Here is a 15740-nt window from a genome sequence, read left to right on the forward strand (position 1 = left end):
GATCAACGGGGAATGATAAGTGTGTGAGAAGGGTTAAGGCTAGAAAATCTTCTTTCTTAATCCCCGATCTCTGATCCCCAATCCCCGACCTCTTTTTTATTGACCACAACAGCGATCAATACCTAAACTATCTAAAAGTAAATCGCTGACTGCATTGGCGATCGCAAATTCGCCATAAAAACTTTGCGAAAAATCAAAAGCTTGCATTTCAGTCACAATCGCAAGCACCAGCGAACCTAAATCGTTTTCACCTTCCATTCTTTGCCGAACAAAGATTTGGGCTGCGCGTTGTGCAATTTGGTGATTCACTGGTTCGGGAAGAAATTCTTCATCAAGCCACCGCTGTAAAACGTGTTGTAGCCACTCGCCTTCAGTTTGCGGGTTTTCTGCTGGAGGCAGAGTAATCGGTGGAATTGGCTCTGACATTATAACGTTCGGCTTCTAAACACTAGCTCGCGACTAATCAAGCATTATTTAAATTTTAAAGTAAAATCAAACTCTCCAAAGTTCAATTTAAAGCTGTGCATAACACCAAACTTAGCGTCAGGTTGGTGATGAATAATTGGATAAGAGTACAGATGCACTATTTTTGTTTAAATGTGCGATGTTTGAAATATATCCACCTATGTATAGTATGGGCTAACTCGCTGCTAACGTGTCATGGAATATGATGTTTCTGCGATTGTTCAAGGTTACGCGCAAGGCTATTTTCTGATGGCTGATGACGCGAATGTTTTGGGTTGGTACACGAGTCGCGATCGCACGCTTATCCCTTTAGATGAACGCTTCTGTTATCCCAAGTCATTAAGACGCGTGCTCAACGCTGAACGCTTTGCTGTTGCAGTGAATCGTGATTTCGCAGGTGTAGTAGCTGGGTGTGCGAATCGAGAAGAAACTTGGATTTCTCCCGAATTGCAGGAGATTTATTGGCAACTTTACCAATCTGGTTGGGCTTATAGCTTTGAAACATGGCAAGGCGATGAGTTAGCAGGAGGAGTTTTAGGGATTGTTATTGGAGGAGCTTTTATTGGAGAATCAATGTTTTACCGCATCTCTGATGGCTCAAAAGTTGCACTCGTTAAGTTGGTAGAACGGTTACGCGATCGCGCTTTTGTTTTTTTTGATGCGCAGATGATGAATCCTCATCTCGAACGATTTGGCGCTTATCGAGTCAATCAACGCGAGTATCGATCTCTGTTGGCGCAAGCACTCAAGCGACAGTGTTCTTTATTTTAGTTACCACTTTTGTAGCAAACGTTGGATAATTGCTATACATTAGCGATTTGCTACTGATAAAAAAGTGTTAATTGCAACATTCGATTCGGTTGGAGACGTGTTGTGGGGAACTGACCTCATTGTTAGGATACAAGAGGTTTTTAGCCCTAGCTGGTACTGGGTATTTGAGTTATTTAGCTATCTTGGCGATACCGAAGGTGTAGTCTTACTAACAGCTTTGACATTTTGGCTTTCTGGTCGCCGACTTGCCTACAGTTTAGTTGGTATTGTTGTCTTTTCAATGACGATCGACTTAACGATTGGCACTTTAATTGGGCTACCGCGTCCAGAAGATCCGCGAATTATCATCTGGAAGGATGAATTTACATCGTCGTTTCCTAGCGGACACGCCGCACTTGCGACCTCAATGTGGGGAATGTTGGCTACCTTAAATTGGATGCCAAAATTTATAGCAGCGATCGCCGTTGTGGGTGCGATGCTCGCTCGCTTGTACTTTGGCGTACACTACCTAGGAGACGTGATTGGTGGTGCGTTGATTGCTGGGATATTGATCGTTGCTTACTTGCGAATACTACCAGCACTTGATGACTTTTTCTCGGCGCGATCGTTTAGATTTTTCCAATTTTGGGGAAGTTTAATATGCGCTCTTGTTCTTGTCGCAATTCCTTTCGCGGGAGATTCAGCAAGAGTTTGGCACGTGATGGGAACTGTGGCGGGTTTTATTATTGGTGGTTTAATCGAATATCGTTACTTACGCTACTCGCCTACACCGCTTGCGCGTACAGCGTTAACACTCAAGCTATTGATTGGATTAGGTGTCTTGATTCCGCTTTTACTTATCCCGCTATTGCTTGACGATCAGCTTGTGCTGGAAGCTTTAACCTTCTTTTTGGCTGCATTGTGGAGTTTACTATTTGCACCAATTCTATTTACTCGGATGCGGCTATCGGCTACACCTACGGTAACTAGGCGTTTTTGCTAACCGACTTTCGTTTCTGTCACTAACGTTAAGCTGTACCATTCACCTTTATCGTTATAACGGCGGATAATTCTTTGACGCATATGAGATTGAATCAGCCAGCCGAGTTCCAAAAAAAAGGCTTGTCCAATTCGGACGTGTTGCGGTGAAGCAGCGGAAGCGCCGTCAGGAAGTAATAACACTTGATTCCATTGCGAACCTGTTTCAAACGATAAAACCGAACCTGCGATTCTTCCTGTTGAGCTAATCGTATGGTGCGAACCTTGCTGCATAATACTGAGGTGTTGCACAAGTTGCGTATCGCTTGTCTTTTCTATGCGTAACTTTGTTGGATAAGTATCACTAACTTGCCCGTCAGGATAGCGTGTTATTGCTTCTCCTTGCCATTGTCCAACTAAATCTGCAACTTGCAATGCTGGGCGTTCTGGTGTTGTACTATGCGGAAGTTTCTCGCGAATCAGCGTAATTCGGTCAAGGTTGCCAGTTTTATCGAACAACTGTACTAAGCGTAAGCGGCGATCGCCTGCAATTAATCCGTGTTCTGCACCAAACTCAGAATAAGGAGCAAGTTGAATCGAGCCTTGGGAGAAAGCACCATTTTCAAAAAATAAAATTTGCTTTCCTAACGTGCTGTATTGTAAAACTTTCTCATCGATACTTTGATTGGGTAAAGTACGCCGAATAATTTGGCGCATTGTTTGATTATTGTCGATCCCCTCTAAGGAAACAACGGTAGGAGTATTTTCGATTAACTCTCCTTGCGGTGAAAAACGCGTAAATGACCCTTGCCATTCACCAACATTTTGTAATAAACATTCCCACTGCGATCGCATACTCAAACTTGATGATTGCGTCTCCTTCTTCATGTTATCTTTAGTGGCAATCGCATTGCACAGGCACATGGCTTGCATTGATGTATAGTGACTAACTTCACTGCATCTGAGTATAAAACTTAGAAGTAGCATCTTGATATTTAGGCTCTCACCATGGAATTGTAGGGAAAAACCTATCATACAAATAAGATTTATTTTGAAAACAAGCGCGAAGAGGGAGAATCTAGACTTGATAAAATGAAAAAGAGAAAGTTAGCGGGAAAAAGCGAGTTATAGTTCCATGCCTTCGGAAGTTGTTGTTGAAAAACAAAAGTTAAAAAACCCTCCCCTCGATATTCGCTACTTAGGCGATCGCGCGTTGCGTCAGCCAGCTAAGCGGGTTGCAAAAGTCGATCAAGAACTGCGCCTCCTTGCCAAAGAAATGCTACAAACGATGTACACTGCGGATGGCATTGGTTTAGCTGCACCCCAAGTCGCAGTTCAAAAACAAGTTATTGTCATTGATTGCGAACCGGATAATCCAGCTAATCCACCGCTGGTTTTAGTTAATCCAGTGATTAAACAATTCAGCCCAGAATTGTGTGTGATGCAAGAAGGATGTCTGAGTATTCCTGGTGTTTATTTAGACGTTGTGCGTCCGCAAGTTGTCGAAATTAGCTATAAAGATGAAAACGGACGTCCGCGAACATTAAAAGCAAACGAGTTACTCGCGCGCTGCATTCAACATGAAATCGACCACCTGAATGGGGTACTATTTGTAGACCGAGTAGAAAATAAAATTGCACTCAATGCTGAGCTATCAAAGCACGGCTTCTCGGCAAAAGCTGTTAAACCAATCGCTTAGGAAAATCACAAAATGACGACAATGACGCCCAAAAGCGGGCTGTTCCTCGGTGGCTCGTGCATAGCAGCGATCGCCGGAGTCGGTTCGGTGTTTGAACTTTCTTCTGGACAACCAGATTTAGGAGTAACGGCTACCAGCGTTATTCTGGCAATTAGCATTCCCTTAACTTGCTTTCTCTTTTATGCAGCGGTACGCGATACCAATGCTGCGAATAATAAGTAGAAAATGGGGGCGATCAGGTAGAGGAAATTTATACTTCTACTTGTGATGCTCTCAGCATTTCACTCAGTATGCATAAACTCGCTAATTGGACGAGAGTGAGTCATGGCGACCTCTATCACAGCGATGACTAACTGCTGTATGCTGTTGCCAACACAGTATTTCAACCCATGACCGGACAAGATAACGCTGAGGGATTTTTGCAGCAATTACCTCGTGGTAGTGAAGGGGAATCAGGTATTGTTCACCGCTACCCCCTCTCTAGAACTCAAGAGGTGATTGTAGGGCGCGATTCTAGCTGCCAAATCGTCTTAGATTCTAGTATCTATGGCACGGTTTCACGTCGTCATGCCGTTTTTCGACCGATGCTGACTAGTGGGATTCAGCCGCGTTGGCTTGTCTGTGACTTAAATAGTGCTAATGGCACGTATGTCAATGGGCATCGTTTAGCGCAATGTCAAGAGCTACGCGCAGGCGATCGCATCACGCTGGGATACAACGGTGCGGAATTCGTTTTTGAGTATACAACGCCTCACGCCTACACTCAACAATCTGCACCAGAAGAAGCAGCAAAGCTTGTTGGGAGATCATCTAAATCGTCGGATCGCACAGTCAGCTTTACTCAGTTATTTCCCATCGCCGCGACAGCCAAGGACTTGACAAGTAAGGCGTATCTGATTCCAGGAGTCCTTACGGTGATCTTTGTGGTTTTGATGTTCGCTACCGTAGGTCGATTTGAGACAGCGTACTTTAATCAGATACTTGTGGCGATTTATCTTGCTGGTGCGGCGTATTACTTTATTTATCAGCTGTGTGGCAAGCGGAAACCTTGGTGGACAATTTTGGGAGTCGCGATCGCGTCTTTCCTGATGTTGCTGAGTCCGATTTTACCGTTATTCATTTTTGTATTTCGTGGGCTGCTTCCTGGTCAAATTCCGCTAACGGCTGATTTTGTTAGCTTTCCTGAATTACTGATGCGGATGTTTTTTGGTGCTGGATTAATGGAGGAACTGCTTAAGGCGTTACCCGTATTTTGTGCATATTTGATTGGGCAGCGGCTGAATTCTCCTTGGCGAGAACGCATCGGTATTGCCGAACCTTTAGATGGAATTTTGCTCGGAACTGCTTCGGCGATGAGTTTTACTTTGGTAGAAACACTGAGACAATATGTGCCAGAAATTACTCGCGGTGCAGCCTTTCAGGGTGGAATTGGTGTCGGTCAACTTGTCGGTTTTCAACTATTAATTCCTCGAATCTTAGGCTCTGTCGCGGGACACATGGCATATAGTGGGTATTTTGGTTATTTCATTGGTTTAAGTGTGTTGAAGTCACGTCAGCGTTGGCGAATTTTAGGAGTAGGATATTTGAGCGCTGCGGTCCTTCATGCGCTGTGGAATGCTACAGGACTTTTAAGCGGCTTGCTTTTAGCTGCGGTTGGTGTCGTGTCGTATGCGTTTTTAGCCGCCGCTATCTTAAAAGCACGAGTCCTCTCACCAACGCGATCGCAGAACTTTGCTACTCGGTTTGGCAAACGACCGTAGGATGGAGGACTTAGATAATTTCGTTGTGTTTATGCCCGTTGTAGTGAGGAGTTTCTGTGACTGTAATTTGGGCTAAAGCGTAACGCGCGATCGCCAAACTCGCCTTGGCTTGTTCGATTTCTGATAAATCATCCCAATCATGGTGATGTAGATGACTCATCACCGCTTGCGATTCTTGCTTAACACTACATAGCGTTTGCGCAAAAGGGCGCGCTAAAACCAGCAAATCTGCTTCTACGAAATTTGGGAGTAAACCACGAACGCATTGTACTAATTTTTCTGTCAGCGAATTTGGCGCGGGGAAAACTTGTTTTGCTCGATCGGCGATCGCTTCTAGCCAAGCATGAGGGACGTAACTTGCAAAGTCATGTTGCCAATCTGGAAAACAATCAATATCCGAAGACGAGTTTTTCTTACTTGGCGTTACCGCAGACCAAAGTTCTGTTAATTTTGAGTAAAAGTGTTGCGATCGCGCTTGAAATTCTGCTGATGATACTTCGGATACAAGCGCATCTTGTTCTTCAAAATAAATTTCTGTTTCTGGATCGGCAGGATTCCACGGATAGGTAGCATTTTCTGATGATAAAAGTGCTGCTAACAAGTCCAATTGCGCTGGCGAAGGAGGTGATTTGCTACCGTCTTGCGCTGGATTGAATTCTTGTGCCATGGTAAAACTCCTGTAATTACGTTGACAGAAAAATGCTGGTATGAGTAGCTACACTTGCTTTACAGCTATTTCCGTAACTCAAAGAATCATGCTAGCGCTTGTAATTCATAAATTTTTGCGCTTCGAGCGTAAACTCAAAAGAAAGCTTTGGAAACTCTCAAACTTTAACTGTATTCTTACTACTAAAGGTACTTCCTGATGAGAGATGTTTTACCAACCTTCTGTAGATAAAAACAGCATAACAAAATGAGAATTCTCTCGTAAGAAATACGAAAAGCTAAAAGCTTAGCAACCGTTTTTCCTCATTTTTTCTTCCAGCATTAGGTAACGTGAGGGGTCTGTTCAACGGAGATTCTGAAGTTGGTAGTGATTGGTTTGCAATTGGACAAGAGTTGCTTTTCGTCTGTCCTAGCGTTTTTTCAATATTGGGTAGCAAGGTAGCTTGCTCGATCCAGCCTTCTTGTCCTAATTGTATAAGTTGTGCAGTTGTATTGAAATTTTCTGAAGGATTAATCACACAAAGAAATTTTAGTCTCAATAAGTCGCCCTGCTGAAGATTTTCCTTTTTACCGGTTACTTTCAAGATGCCATTCGTCGGAACTTGTGCAAGTTGAGATTGTGAAGCGATATTCGTTGCGATCGCATTTGGGTTTTGCTCAAGATTAATTTGGCGATTGATCTGAACTAAAGTACCAACGGATAGCGGCGTTGGTGTTGCGGTTGGTGATGCGAGTGGCGATGGCAAGGTTGTCGGATTATTCAGCGGCTGTCTGCGATAGAATTGTGGTAGAAAATAAGCAAGCAATCCCCCACTCAAGCTTAAGAGCAAGATCGTTCCCAGCAAAATTGGTAGCAAAAGACGCGATTTCGGACGTTGCGTTGGCAGCAAAACCGTTTTACGAGTTGAGGTATCAGGGCGATCTTGTTTGATTAAATCGTGTTGTGATGCGATCGCTGTATTCTGGCGAGCGTCGAATTGAGGTTCTTTGAGTAAAGCGATACTTAGTGGTTTTGTTGGCTCGGAATATTTAAGTGTACAGCGTACAAGTGCAACCGTAACGTTGTCGTGTCCGTTTTGAGAGTTGCTAATTTCGACTAATCGAGTAACGGCGTCAGCTTCCTTAAGACTGCCATTCACCGCAGGTAAAAGCACCGTATCCCAATATTCTTCAACGCGATCGTAGTCGCTTAAGCCATCCGAACAAAGAAGAAAAATGCAATCTTCATCAAGTACAAACCGCTGCACAGTAGGGTGCAATGCTGCTGAGGAACTCGTTCCGAGTGCTTGTACGAGTGAACCAGACGAGGCTTGTTCTAACGCATTACGATACAGCGAATAGCCTAAGCGAACCTCGCGCGAAGCAACATCATCGTCTAATGTCAATTGATGGCAACCTGTGCGGGTAATCCAATAAGCACGACTATCGCCTACGTGCGTAATATACATTTCATGCGCGCGCTCTACTGCCATAACCAAGGTAGTACCCATACGTTGACGACCAAAGCGCTGTTCGTTGTCGTTGCGTTGGTTGATCCGGTCATTCGCGATGCGGACGAAGCGCTCTAACTCGCGCGTGAGTGTCATCGCATCTAAATGGATATCGTTTAAAGGCAGTTGCTTGACTTGTTGTAGCGTATCGATTGCAAGTTGCGAAGCAACACTACCTCCTTCATGACCGCCAATTCCATCACAGACAATTGCTACTGCGGGTGCTGATGTTGTGGTAGTCCCACTCGGAGGATAGCACGCATCTTCATTGCGTTGTCGCGTTGGTCCTGTGTCTGTGAGTGTACTAATGACTAGCTTTCGTACTTGCGATCGCCCAAGTTCGGTAAGACCTCGATCTAATGCGGTCGTCAAAGAATCTGCATTGAGATTGCCTTCGATCATCGAATGGCACAACTGCGCGAGAAATTCCGCAATACTGGGTTGTGCTTGATCGACTAACTCTAGCCATAACCGTCCTAATTCAGCAATTGTCGGTTGTGGTTGTTGCGATCGCAACTGTAATAACCGCACTAAAGAACCTTCGACGCGCACTAGCTGTAGATCGAGTAAACTCGACGCGACTCCTTCACTACTCAGGGGTTGCCACAATTGGGCAATTTGCCATAGCCAATTCAACTGTCGCAGCGACGTTGCACCTTGCCACGCTTCAGCTAGTGCTGGCAATAACTGTCCCGCCAGCGGCGTTCCTTCCGCATAAATTGGTGCCTCTAATAATAAAACATCGCAATCAGCGCGTCCTGGCAAAAATCCATAAACTTGCGGAACTTGGAGACGGTAAGGAATTAATCTTAAATATGGTTTTGTCGTTGCCGTAATTTCACACGCTTGTGCTTCGGATGGTAAACCTGGCTTTGTGTCAAGAAAGACGCGTTCACTTGTGAGTAAATACCGTTGCGCGATAACTTCCCCGATTTGGTATTTTTCAATATCCGATCCTACTGCCCATAGGTAGCGCTTTGGCAGAAACGTACCGCATTGCTGGCAATATTTGTCGCGTTCGTCATTGACAGCTTTGCAGTATTCGTTTGGACATTGGAGCATTGCTGCTTCATTCTGCATAGTTTTCGCACCGATCAGCCATTGAGAATTTTGTACAGCCGTGGTTGTACAAACTGATTAGCTTCTAAATTGCCACATTGAGAGCTTTGTGCAAAATGTTTCCTCGTTTCCTCCGCTGTAAAGACGCGTTTCATAAAATTGATTTTCTCTGCTCTGATACAAACTGTCTAATTTTATGATAGGGTTCGCCTGGGGCAATGCTGCCACTTCTCTACTTGCACTCGACTATAAAGTTAATGATGGTTTCTTTACATCAACAGAAGTTGAAATATCTTCTTCTTAAAAAGAGATTTATTTTTACCCGTCATGGTTCCCTTCCTTCAGATAATCGGTTAAGATCCAAGCTCATTATTTTTTCAACAATATATCTATTAATCGAATAGTTGTCTATTTTTTTAAAGTAAATATTTATTTCAATAAAAACTTGAAGCGCTTACCACCAAATTCAAAGGTGCTATATTTAATCGTTATTGTAGCGCATTTTTAAATAATTCGTGAATTATCTATGCTCCTTAGCAGGACTGGGCAATCACAGCTTTGAGTGTTAAGGAGAGGCTTGTTTCAAAAAATAATTTGATAACACTTGTGGGTATTCTTTTTTTTCATAAATCGTTGGCGTTCTGCAATTTATATAGTAAATAATTTGTAGATTACTCTGCAATAATAATCATTACAAAATTAACTTTGTGATTGAGTGCTATAACTCAAAATTATTCGTTATTAATGACTAGCCTCAGCATTATTCATTAAATAACCATTCAGAATTAGCTGAAATGCTGTGCTTCTGACAAATATCAAATTACGCCGTTGGAAAGATGCGATCGCGCATAGTGTTCTTTAACCTGTAGAAATTAGTTAATTGTAGAATTACCATCCAAATTTATGGCAAGCGAACAAGAAAAAGATACTCATCGCGCGGTGAATCCTGGCGATGTTATTTCCGATCAACCTGAATCAGTTGAAGAAAAAGCTCAGCAACTTGCGGTAGATTCTCCTGATATTACTGGCGATCACATCCAGGTTCCCGCTTATTTTGTCGTAGACGAGCCAGATGGAGAGGAAAAGGCGCTACATCACGTTAAAGATGCAGAAGAAATCTCAGATGTCATTAGACAAGCACGCGTTGACGAAGACGGCGAACGTAAGTGGTGGTAACCGTTAGTTTGTGTTAGTGCAAAAACTAGATGTACCAAAACGGTCATATTGAAATTATCCAGGGAGTCAATGCTATCCCTGGATATTAATTTTATTTCGTTATTTTGCCATTGAAATGCAGTTATTGATAACTAATTTTTACTTTCTTCAGCTGCAACTTGAGGAATACCCATACTGTAGTTAACGACGCGTCCGCGCAGGTTGTAGCTGATTTGACCAGTTTGTAAGAGATGACGTACAAAATGCTCTAAATCTGACCCAATCCGGCGGAGATTGTAATCCGTTAAATCTGCACCAGTATAAGATTCTACTAATTCATCAAACTTGCGATACACCTGCTGGAGAGCATCTTCATTCCAGTTGAATTCGTTGTCTGGGTCTACATCCAGCGTCAAGACTTGGTTGCTAGGAACTAACTCACCATCTTTATCAACTTCAGCAGAAAAGATGCGTATATGGCGAGTTGTGGACTTAAGAAGCTGATCTTCCATAGGTGGATGACTGAACAGAAGGAATCACACTGAACTTATTCTAGACTTAATCTGCATCAGTTTTTCCATAAAGATGTGCTTGCGCTACGTGCAGCGCCGTTGTGCGATCGCTTAACGCGAAATCATCCCTGTTTGACGCGCATACGCGAAAATCCCGCCAGCGTCAATCACAGGTTCTACCTCACCTAAAGGCTTGAGCGCATAAACTTTATTCAAAGAATGATTCACAATCTGGTTTCGGTCAAAATCAATCGTTACCTCTTGTCCTGTTTGAAACTCATCGCATAAGCGTTCCACGGATTCCCACGGATAAAGTTCGCCTGTCGCAGCGCAGTTACGGAAAAAGATCCGTGCATAAGACTGGGCGACAACCGCTTCTACGCCTGATGCGCCTAAAGCGATCGGCGCGTGTTCGCGCGAAGATCCACAGCCAAAGTTTTCTCCCGCCACAATGATTGGATAGGTTGTTTTCATCTGTCCTGGAGCAATAAATTTACCATACCTATCCGGTAATCCCACTAAAGCATAGCTTCCTAGCTTCTCGTACTCATCAGGCTTTGAAGGAACTAGCGTCAAATACTCCGCAGGAATAATCTGGTCGGTGTCGATGTTGTCATCTACAACAAAAATTTTACCTTGAATCACTTTATTCATTAGTAGTCTCCTCCAACTTTGGACGATTTTACACTTGTTTTGAAATGCTTAACCGCAGCACAGTAAAAATTAAGCACAAGTATCTCCGTGCTATCTAATAACGTTTTGGTTAGCAAATTTTTAACATTATACATTTTTAGTTTAAGTTGTTCTTTGAAAGTTAAACTTAACTCTTTTTGTATTTTATGTGTTAATCAATACAAGTAATCTGTCAGTACTCATGTTTCAACTGAAACTTATAAACATCACAAAGCGTCATCAATAAAAAAGCTTAGAAAAGTCTCACAAACTCCTTACAGAAACTTTATTGTATTTCAGCTTAAAGGCTGAATAATAGTGATTGACTACATTGCTCCTACTCTCAAGGATTTGTCCATTATGTAAAGAAAAGTTAAAGTGAGATAAATTAAATGCTCCGGTTCAGATTGAAAAACAAACGTTTTAAAAAATTAGCTTAAGACCAATTAACAGTTATCTACTTAATTACTACAAAAAATCAAAACATTTAAAGATATGAAATCTGACGCAATCCCACCCCAATCAAACAAAGCCGAAGTCAGCGTTTATGAGTGTAACATTCAACTTAAGTTTCGACTCATTGAAGAGAAATGTGCTTTACGCAATCGCGATGACTTACTAGAGTTGCTGATCGAGGCGTTTGCTAACGGGGCTGACGAGTATATGGAACCCTTACACGCGCACGTAGACGCACAGGAGATTTCTGAGCTAGAAGCCTCGCCTCAAATGCGCCGTCAACTGATGCGGTTGCGGAATTCATTGGATTTAGCCTAAAGTCAGATTTTTTTTGTTAAGGTGTTGACAAAACTGAGGAGAAGTAGCTATTCTAATAAAAGTGCAAATCAGACGCCCCCATCGTCTAGAGGCCTAGGACACCTCCCTTTCACGGAGGCGACGGGGATTCGAATTCCCCTGGGGGTATTATAAAACCCACTTGTAAGGCGTTGTAGAAGCCAAAGTGCAACTCAGCGATATGCTTTAACAAGTATTTAAGAACTAAAAAAGGTAAAAGGGAGAAGACAAGCGGTATGAGGTTAGTGTCGTCTCCAAATCATATACTCAAAGATGTTGCGGAGCTTTAACCGTCACTTGACTTCTACCTCTCGCCCTTCGCCTTTCTAGCTAAAGACTTCCGTGACTCGTTGGCGAATAGCAACTAAGTTTGTTTGCATATCTTTACTAAGGCGGCGCTCAATAATTGAGACGGGCATAGTGCGCTTTGGTAAAACACAAACGATGTATTCTAGGTTTGTTCCGGCGCGCTCAGCTAAAAAACACGGCTCTAAGCACCAGCTACCAGAAAAATCTTTAAAGTCACCTTCAATCATTTGAAAATCAATTTTTTGTGGAAACTTCTCTTCTAAGTCGAGGATGACGCGGGCGGAGAAATTGAAATTCAGCAAACGCTGGGTGCCAACTTGTTCTAGACGGATACCACCTTTAGGGTGTTCAAGGCGCTGACTGCGAGCAAGGTTCGGGATAAAGTCGGCTAATGTCTCATAATCAGTGAGGACTTGCCACACTTGCTCGATTGCGTGTGGGATGTGGATGCGTGCAGAAATACGACGATAGCGCTCAGCTAAGCGCTCAGTTTGCACTTCTACCGTCTGTAACAGCGCTGTTGCAGCGGTATTGGATAAGTCTACTTCTAGGTTAGGGTTGTAGTCTTGAGTCACAGTTGTTCTAAGTTTGAGCTTGGTCAAAAGTTAAGGGTAGCGTAAGCGTAAAGCAAACTTCACTACTGCCATCACTTGCAGTACTAGAAACGGCGATCGCACCATTAATATGTTGTACCAAACACTTTACCAAAGCCAAACCCAAACCAGTGCCTTGAATCGCTTGTTGAGTCACACCTTGACCGCGACGAAATTTATCAAAGATATGCGCGACGTCTTCGGTTGAGATTCCAGAACCACGGTTGGTAATTTGCAGGACAATTTGATTATTTTGATGCCGTGCTTGAATGTCAACTTTAGAGTTGGGTTCAGAATATTTACCAGCATTCGTCAAAAGTTCTTGCACAATACGATGCAAGCTTTCTGCATCCGTTTGTAACATTAAAGGCGTTTTTGGCACATTGACTGTAAAAGTCAGTCCTTTTTCTGTCCATTTGTCTTCAAACGAACGAGCAATATTCTTCAGTTGCGCAGTGAGATTTACAGATTCTACATTTAAAAGTGCTTTATGCGATTCGAGTTCTTGAAGCTTCAGCAGATCGTTAATCAGATTGATCTCTTGCGAACACTGTTGCTCTAGAATATCTAAATACTTAGCTTGTCGCTCTGGGGATATTCCTGGTTGACGGAGCATCCGAATTGCGAGGCTCATGCTTGTCAGTGGCGTCCGCAATTCGTGATTCATCGTACTGACGAATTCGTCTTTTAACTGATTGAGTTGTCGCAACTGATCAATTTGCTGACGAGTTTTTTCGTAGAGTTTAGCTTGGACTTCTAGGCTGCGCTGTAGTTGTGCTGTGCGCTCATCTACTAGCGATTGGACTTGTCGCAAAGTCTGACTTTGAATAATCGCCGTACTGACTTGAGTACCGACGAGTTCGAGTAAAGCTAGCTCATCTCCTTGCCAAGGGTGAGCGCAAGAATGCTGTAGTACCATAAACCCCAACACTGTACCTTGATTTTCCAGAGGCAGCATGGCTAAAGCGGGCCAAGCCTGAAAATCAAAGATAGGGTTAGTTTCTTGCGTGAAGTTAAGTTTAGATGAATCTTCTTGACTATTAATAATAATAGGTTGGGGAAAGTTGAGTAGCGCTTGCTGGCATAACCAACTTTCAGATATTGGGAATTGGATATTAGAAAGATAATTAGCAGTTTCTGAGTTAGAACATTGCCATTCGCAAGCAACTGTAGCTGTAGCTTTAGGTATTTTTTTCTGCTGGCGGACTTTGAAGCGAGGATCGGTATATTTTAACGTTATGATGCAACCGCGCTCGACTTTAAGTGCTTGTGCTGTACGCGAGAGTGCTAGCTGAAAAATTTGATTTAAGTCTAAAGAACTACGGCTAGCCATTGTTATCTGGTTGATCAATGTTTGATACTGCGCTGAAGTTTCGACTTGCTGCTGTAAAGAAGCGATCAACCGATTTTGGGTAATTTGAGCAATGGCGATCGCTACTGATGTCGCCACAGCCAAAGCACTTTCTATTTCTTCCTCACTCCAACAATAGGGCTGTGCGCGTATAAAACTGACAACTCCGCTAATTTTTCCATCGTACCGAAGCGGGATACCCAAAATAGAGCCTACTTCTATTGGCAACTGTACTGTTAGATTCTGATCGGAAGTTGCCTGCACGTTATCAAATACAAAGTTCTGAGACTCTGCGTATGCGAGTGCAAGTTGTTGTAGCGAAAGCAAAAGTGGTTGTAGGGGAACTGTGATGTCGCTATTAGAACACCAATGACCTACAGATTGAGCAGTGTTTTGCTGCTTTGATGTTATGACAATCGTACACCAGTCTACTTGGAAAGCTTCTCCGAGGATCTGTGCTATTTCTTGTAGCCGTCTTTCGTCGTCACAAGCATTTAAGATAATTTGATTGATTTGATATCCTAGACGGGCGGATTCTTGCTGGTGCTGCATCAATCTAACTGAATATTTTGGCGAGCAATTAGTTTCACCTGGGCAAGGAGATGGCGACGATAAAAGCGGCTTCATCTTTGATCTGCTTGATTGTAGTACTCGCATAGTTGGAAACGATGCTCGCAGAAGCATCCAATTTTTAAGTTTGACCGTATCTTGTCGTTATATGTTGCCCAAGGACTAGTGGACATAACTGCTCACCCTGTGGTTAATACCTTTCCACTTAAGATGCCCTAATTAAGTGAGAATTGCATAATAGAATATTGAAAAAATATAAAAGAATTCATAAAACTAATGTTGATGATTTCTTGCTCCACATTATCCTGCTTGTAGCTATAGAGAATCAGTAAATTCGCTGATTATGAGCAGTTTTTTATTGAGGAACGAGCAACTTAAAAGCTTAGACAAAACTCGTTTTTTGCTGAGAAGTCTTAAGTTTTTGCGTGAAAATTTTAGAGTGGCGAGAATGCGTTACCCGCCACTACCCGTAAGTTACTGAAAAGCTTAAGAGATTTTCAGTAAGGTGCTATTTTGGTAGGCTGTTTATACTTAAGGGAATTAAATCTCCGTAGGTCGTTAACCCCAACAGCATCGATTCTTGTGGCTGAATTAATTGTCCTGTAATTGCACAGTATTCTTCTTTTTGGGCTGTAGCGGGAATACTGGCGCGAATGTCAGTTGATGGATGAATGCGATCGCCCGATTTATGCTGTACGTATTTCCACAGAATATCGCGGATCAATGCTTGATAACCCTGATTTCCAGCAAGTTCTTTTAATCGCTCTTTGAGTTCTCTTTCCAAGCGGATGCTGGTGACTTCCATTTCTGTAGTTGCGGTACGTGTGAGTGTATGCATTTTTTCTCCTGAAATATCTAGACAGGTTAGTAATACAAGTGTAGTATGTTTAAAGTAATGTTCAAGTAACTCAATCAACCG

General features: G+C 42.9%; 16 protein-coding genes and 1 tRNA gene. 8 read left to right on the plus strand and 9 right to left on the minus strand.

What is annotated here, in order from left to right:
- Positions 1-96: 96 nt before the first annotated feature.
- The gene (locus GLO7428_RS16655) at positions 97-426 is read right to left on the minus strand and encodes a hypothetical protein (RefSeq protein WP_015189742.1); all 330 of its coding nucleotides are present in this window, start codon (positions 424-426) and stop codon (positions 97-99) included.
- Positions 427-660: 234 nt separating this feature from the next.
- On the opposite strand from GLO7428_RS16655, the gene aat reads away from it, so the two are divergent.
- Positions 661-1236 (plus strand): leucyl/phenylalanyl-tRNA--protein transferase, encoded by a 576-nt coding sequence (aat, locus tag GLO7428_RS16660; RefSeq protein ID WP_015189743.1) that lies wholly within the window; start codon positions 661-663, stop codon positions 1234-1236.
- Between the two features lie 64 nt (positions 1237-1300).
- Entirely contained in the window at positions 1301-2218 is a 918-nt protein-coding gene (locus tag GLO7428_RS16665) for a phosphatase PAP2 family protein (protein ID WP_015189744.1), read from the plus strand.
- Here the strand turns inward: GLO7428_RS16665 and GLO7428_RS16670 are convergent.
- Complete coding sequence (locus tag GLO7428_RS16670) at positions 2215-3048, minus strand: DUF3598 family protein (RefSeq protein ID WP_041918667.1); 834 nt, start codon at positions 3046-3048, stop codon at positions 2215-2217. The genes GLO7428_RS16665 and GLO7428_RS16670 overlap by 4 nt on opposite strands.
- A gap of 280 nt (positions 3049-3328) precedes the next feature.
- On the opposite strand from GLO7428_RS16670, the gene def reads away from it, so the two are divergent.
- The 3 genes from def (at position 3329) to GLO7428_RS16685 (ending at position 5652) form a co-directional block, all read left to right on the plus strand.
- A complete protein-coding gene (def, locus tag GLO7428_RS16675) occupies positions 3329-3892 on the plus strand; it encodes a peptide deformylase (RefSeq protein ID WP_015189746.1) in 564 nt (187 codons plus the stop codon).
- Between the two features lie 21 nt (positions 3893-3913).
- Positions 3914-4114, plus strand: coding sequence for a hypothetical protein (locus tag GLO7428_RS16680; RefSeq protein WP_196797622.1), 201 nt, complete (start codon positions 3914-3916; stop codon positions 4112-4114).
- Between the two features lie 167 nt (positions 4115-4281).
- The gene (locus GLO7428_RS16685; RefSeq protein WP_015189748.1) at positions 4282-5652 is read left to right on the plus strand and encodes a PrsW family glutamic-type intramembrane protease; all 1371 of its coding nucleotides are present in this window, start codon (positions 4282-4284) and stop codon (positions 5650-5652) included.
- A gap of 10 nt (positions 5653-5662) precedes the next feature.
- On the opposite strand, the gene GLO7428_RS16690 is transcribed toward GLO7428_RS16685, so the two are convergent.
- Together GLO7428_RS16690 and GLO7428_RS16695 are read right to left on the minus strand one after the other, a co-directional pair.
- Positions 5663-6319, minus strand: coding sequence for a hypothetical protein (locus GLO7428_RS16690; protein WP_015189749.1), 657 nt, complete (start codon positions 6317-6319; stop codon positions 5663-5665).
- A gap of 277 nt (positions 6320-6596) precedes the next feature.
- Positions 6597-8888 carry a protein phosphatase 2C domain-containing protein gene (locus tag GLO7428_RS16695; protein WP_015189750.1) on the minus strand — a complete coding sequence of 764 codons (2292 nt, stop codon included), beginning with the start codon at positions 8886-8888 and terminating at the stop codon, positions 6597-6599.
- Between the two features lie 882 nt (positions 8889-9770).
- On the opposite strand from GLO7428_RS16695, the gene GLO7428_RS16700 reads away from it, so the two are divergent.
- Positions 9771-10043, plus strand: coding sequence for a hypothetical protein (locus GLO7428_RS16700; protein ID WP_015189751.1), 273 nt, complete (start codon positions 9771-9773; stop codon positions 10041-10043).
- Between the two features lie 131 nt (positions 10044-10174).
- On the opposite strand, the gene GLO7428_RS16705 is transcribed toward GLO7428_RS16700, so the two are convergent.
- Both GLO7428_RS16705 and GLO7428_RS16710 read right to left on the minus strand, forming a co-directional pair.
- A complete protein-coding gene (locus tag GLO7428_RS16705; protein ID WP_015189752.1) occupies positions 10175-10534 on the minus strand; it encodes an NAD(P)H-quinone oxidoreductase subunit M in 360 nt (119 codons plus the stop codon).
- A 111-nt stretch (positions 10535-10645) separates the two neighbouring features.
- Complete coding sequence (locus tag GLO7428_RS16710) at positions 10646-11188, minus strand: 3-isopropylmalate dehydratase small subunit (protein WP_015189753.1); 543 nt, start codon at positions 11186-11188, stop codon at positions 10646-10648.
- Positions 11189-11701: 513 nt separating this feature from the next.
- On the opposite strand from GLO7428_RS16710, the gene GLO7428_RS16715 reads away from it, so the two are divergent.
- Both GLO7428_RS16715 and GLO7428_RS16720 read left to right on the plus strand, forming a co-directional pair.
- Positions 11702-11980, plus strand: a complete 279-nt coding sequence (locus GLO7428_RS16715) for an Npun_R1517 family heterocyst differentiation transcriptional regulator (protein WP_015189754.1) — start codon at positions 11702-11704, stop codon at positions 11978-11980.
- A 74-nt stretch (positions 11981-12054) separates the two neighbouring features.
- Positions 12055-12127, plus strand: a tRNA-Glu gene (locus tag GLO7428_RS16720).
- 197 nt (positions 12128-12324) lie between these two features.
- On the opposite strand, the gene GLO7428_RS16725 is transcribed toward GLO7428_RS16720, so the two are convergent.
- From GLO7428_RS16725 to GLO7428_RS16735, 3 genes are all read right to left on the minus strand, one after another.
- Positions 12325-12882, minus strand: a complete 558-nt coding sequence (locus tag GLO7428_RS16725) for an SRPBCC family protein (protein ID WP_015189755.1) — start codon at positions 12880-12882, stop codon at positions 12325-12327.
- Positions 12883-12889: 7 nt separating this feature from the next.
- Positions 12890-14803, minus strand: coding sequence for a GAF domain-containing sensor histidine kinase (locus GLO7428_RS16730; RefSeq protein WP_015189756.1), 1914 nt, complete (start codon positions 14801-14803; stop codon positions 12890-12892).
- Positions 14804-15329: 526 nt separating this feature from the next.
- On the minus strand, positions 15330-15659 hold the full coding sequence (locus tag GLO7428_RS16735) for a hypothetical protein (protein WP_015189757.1): 330 nt from the start codon (positions 15657-15659) through the stop codon (positions 15330-15332).
- Positions 15660-15740 lie beyond the last annotated feature (81 nt).

The organism is Gloeocapsa sp. PCC 7428, from assembly GCF_000317555.1.
Lineage (GTDB): Bacteria > Cyanobacteriota > Cyanobacteriia > Cyanobacteriales > Chroococcidiopsidaceae > Chroogloeocystis.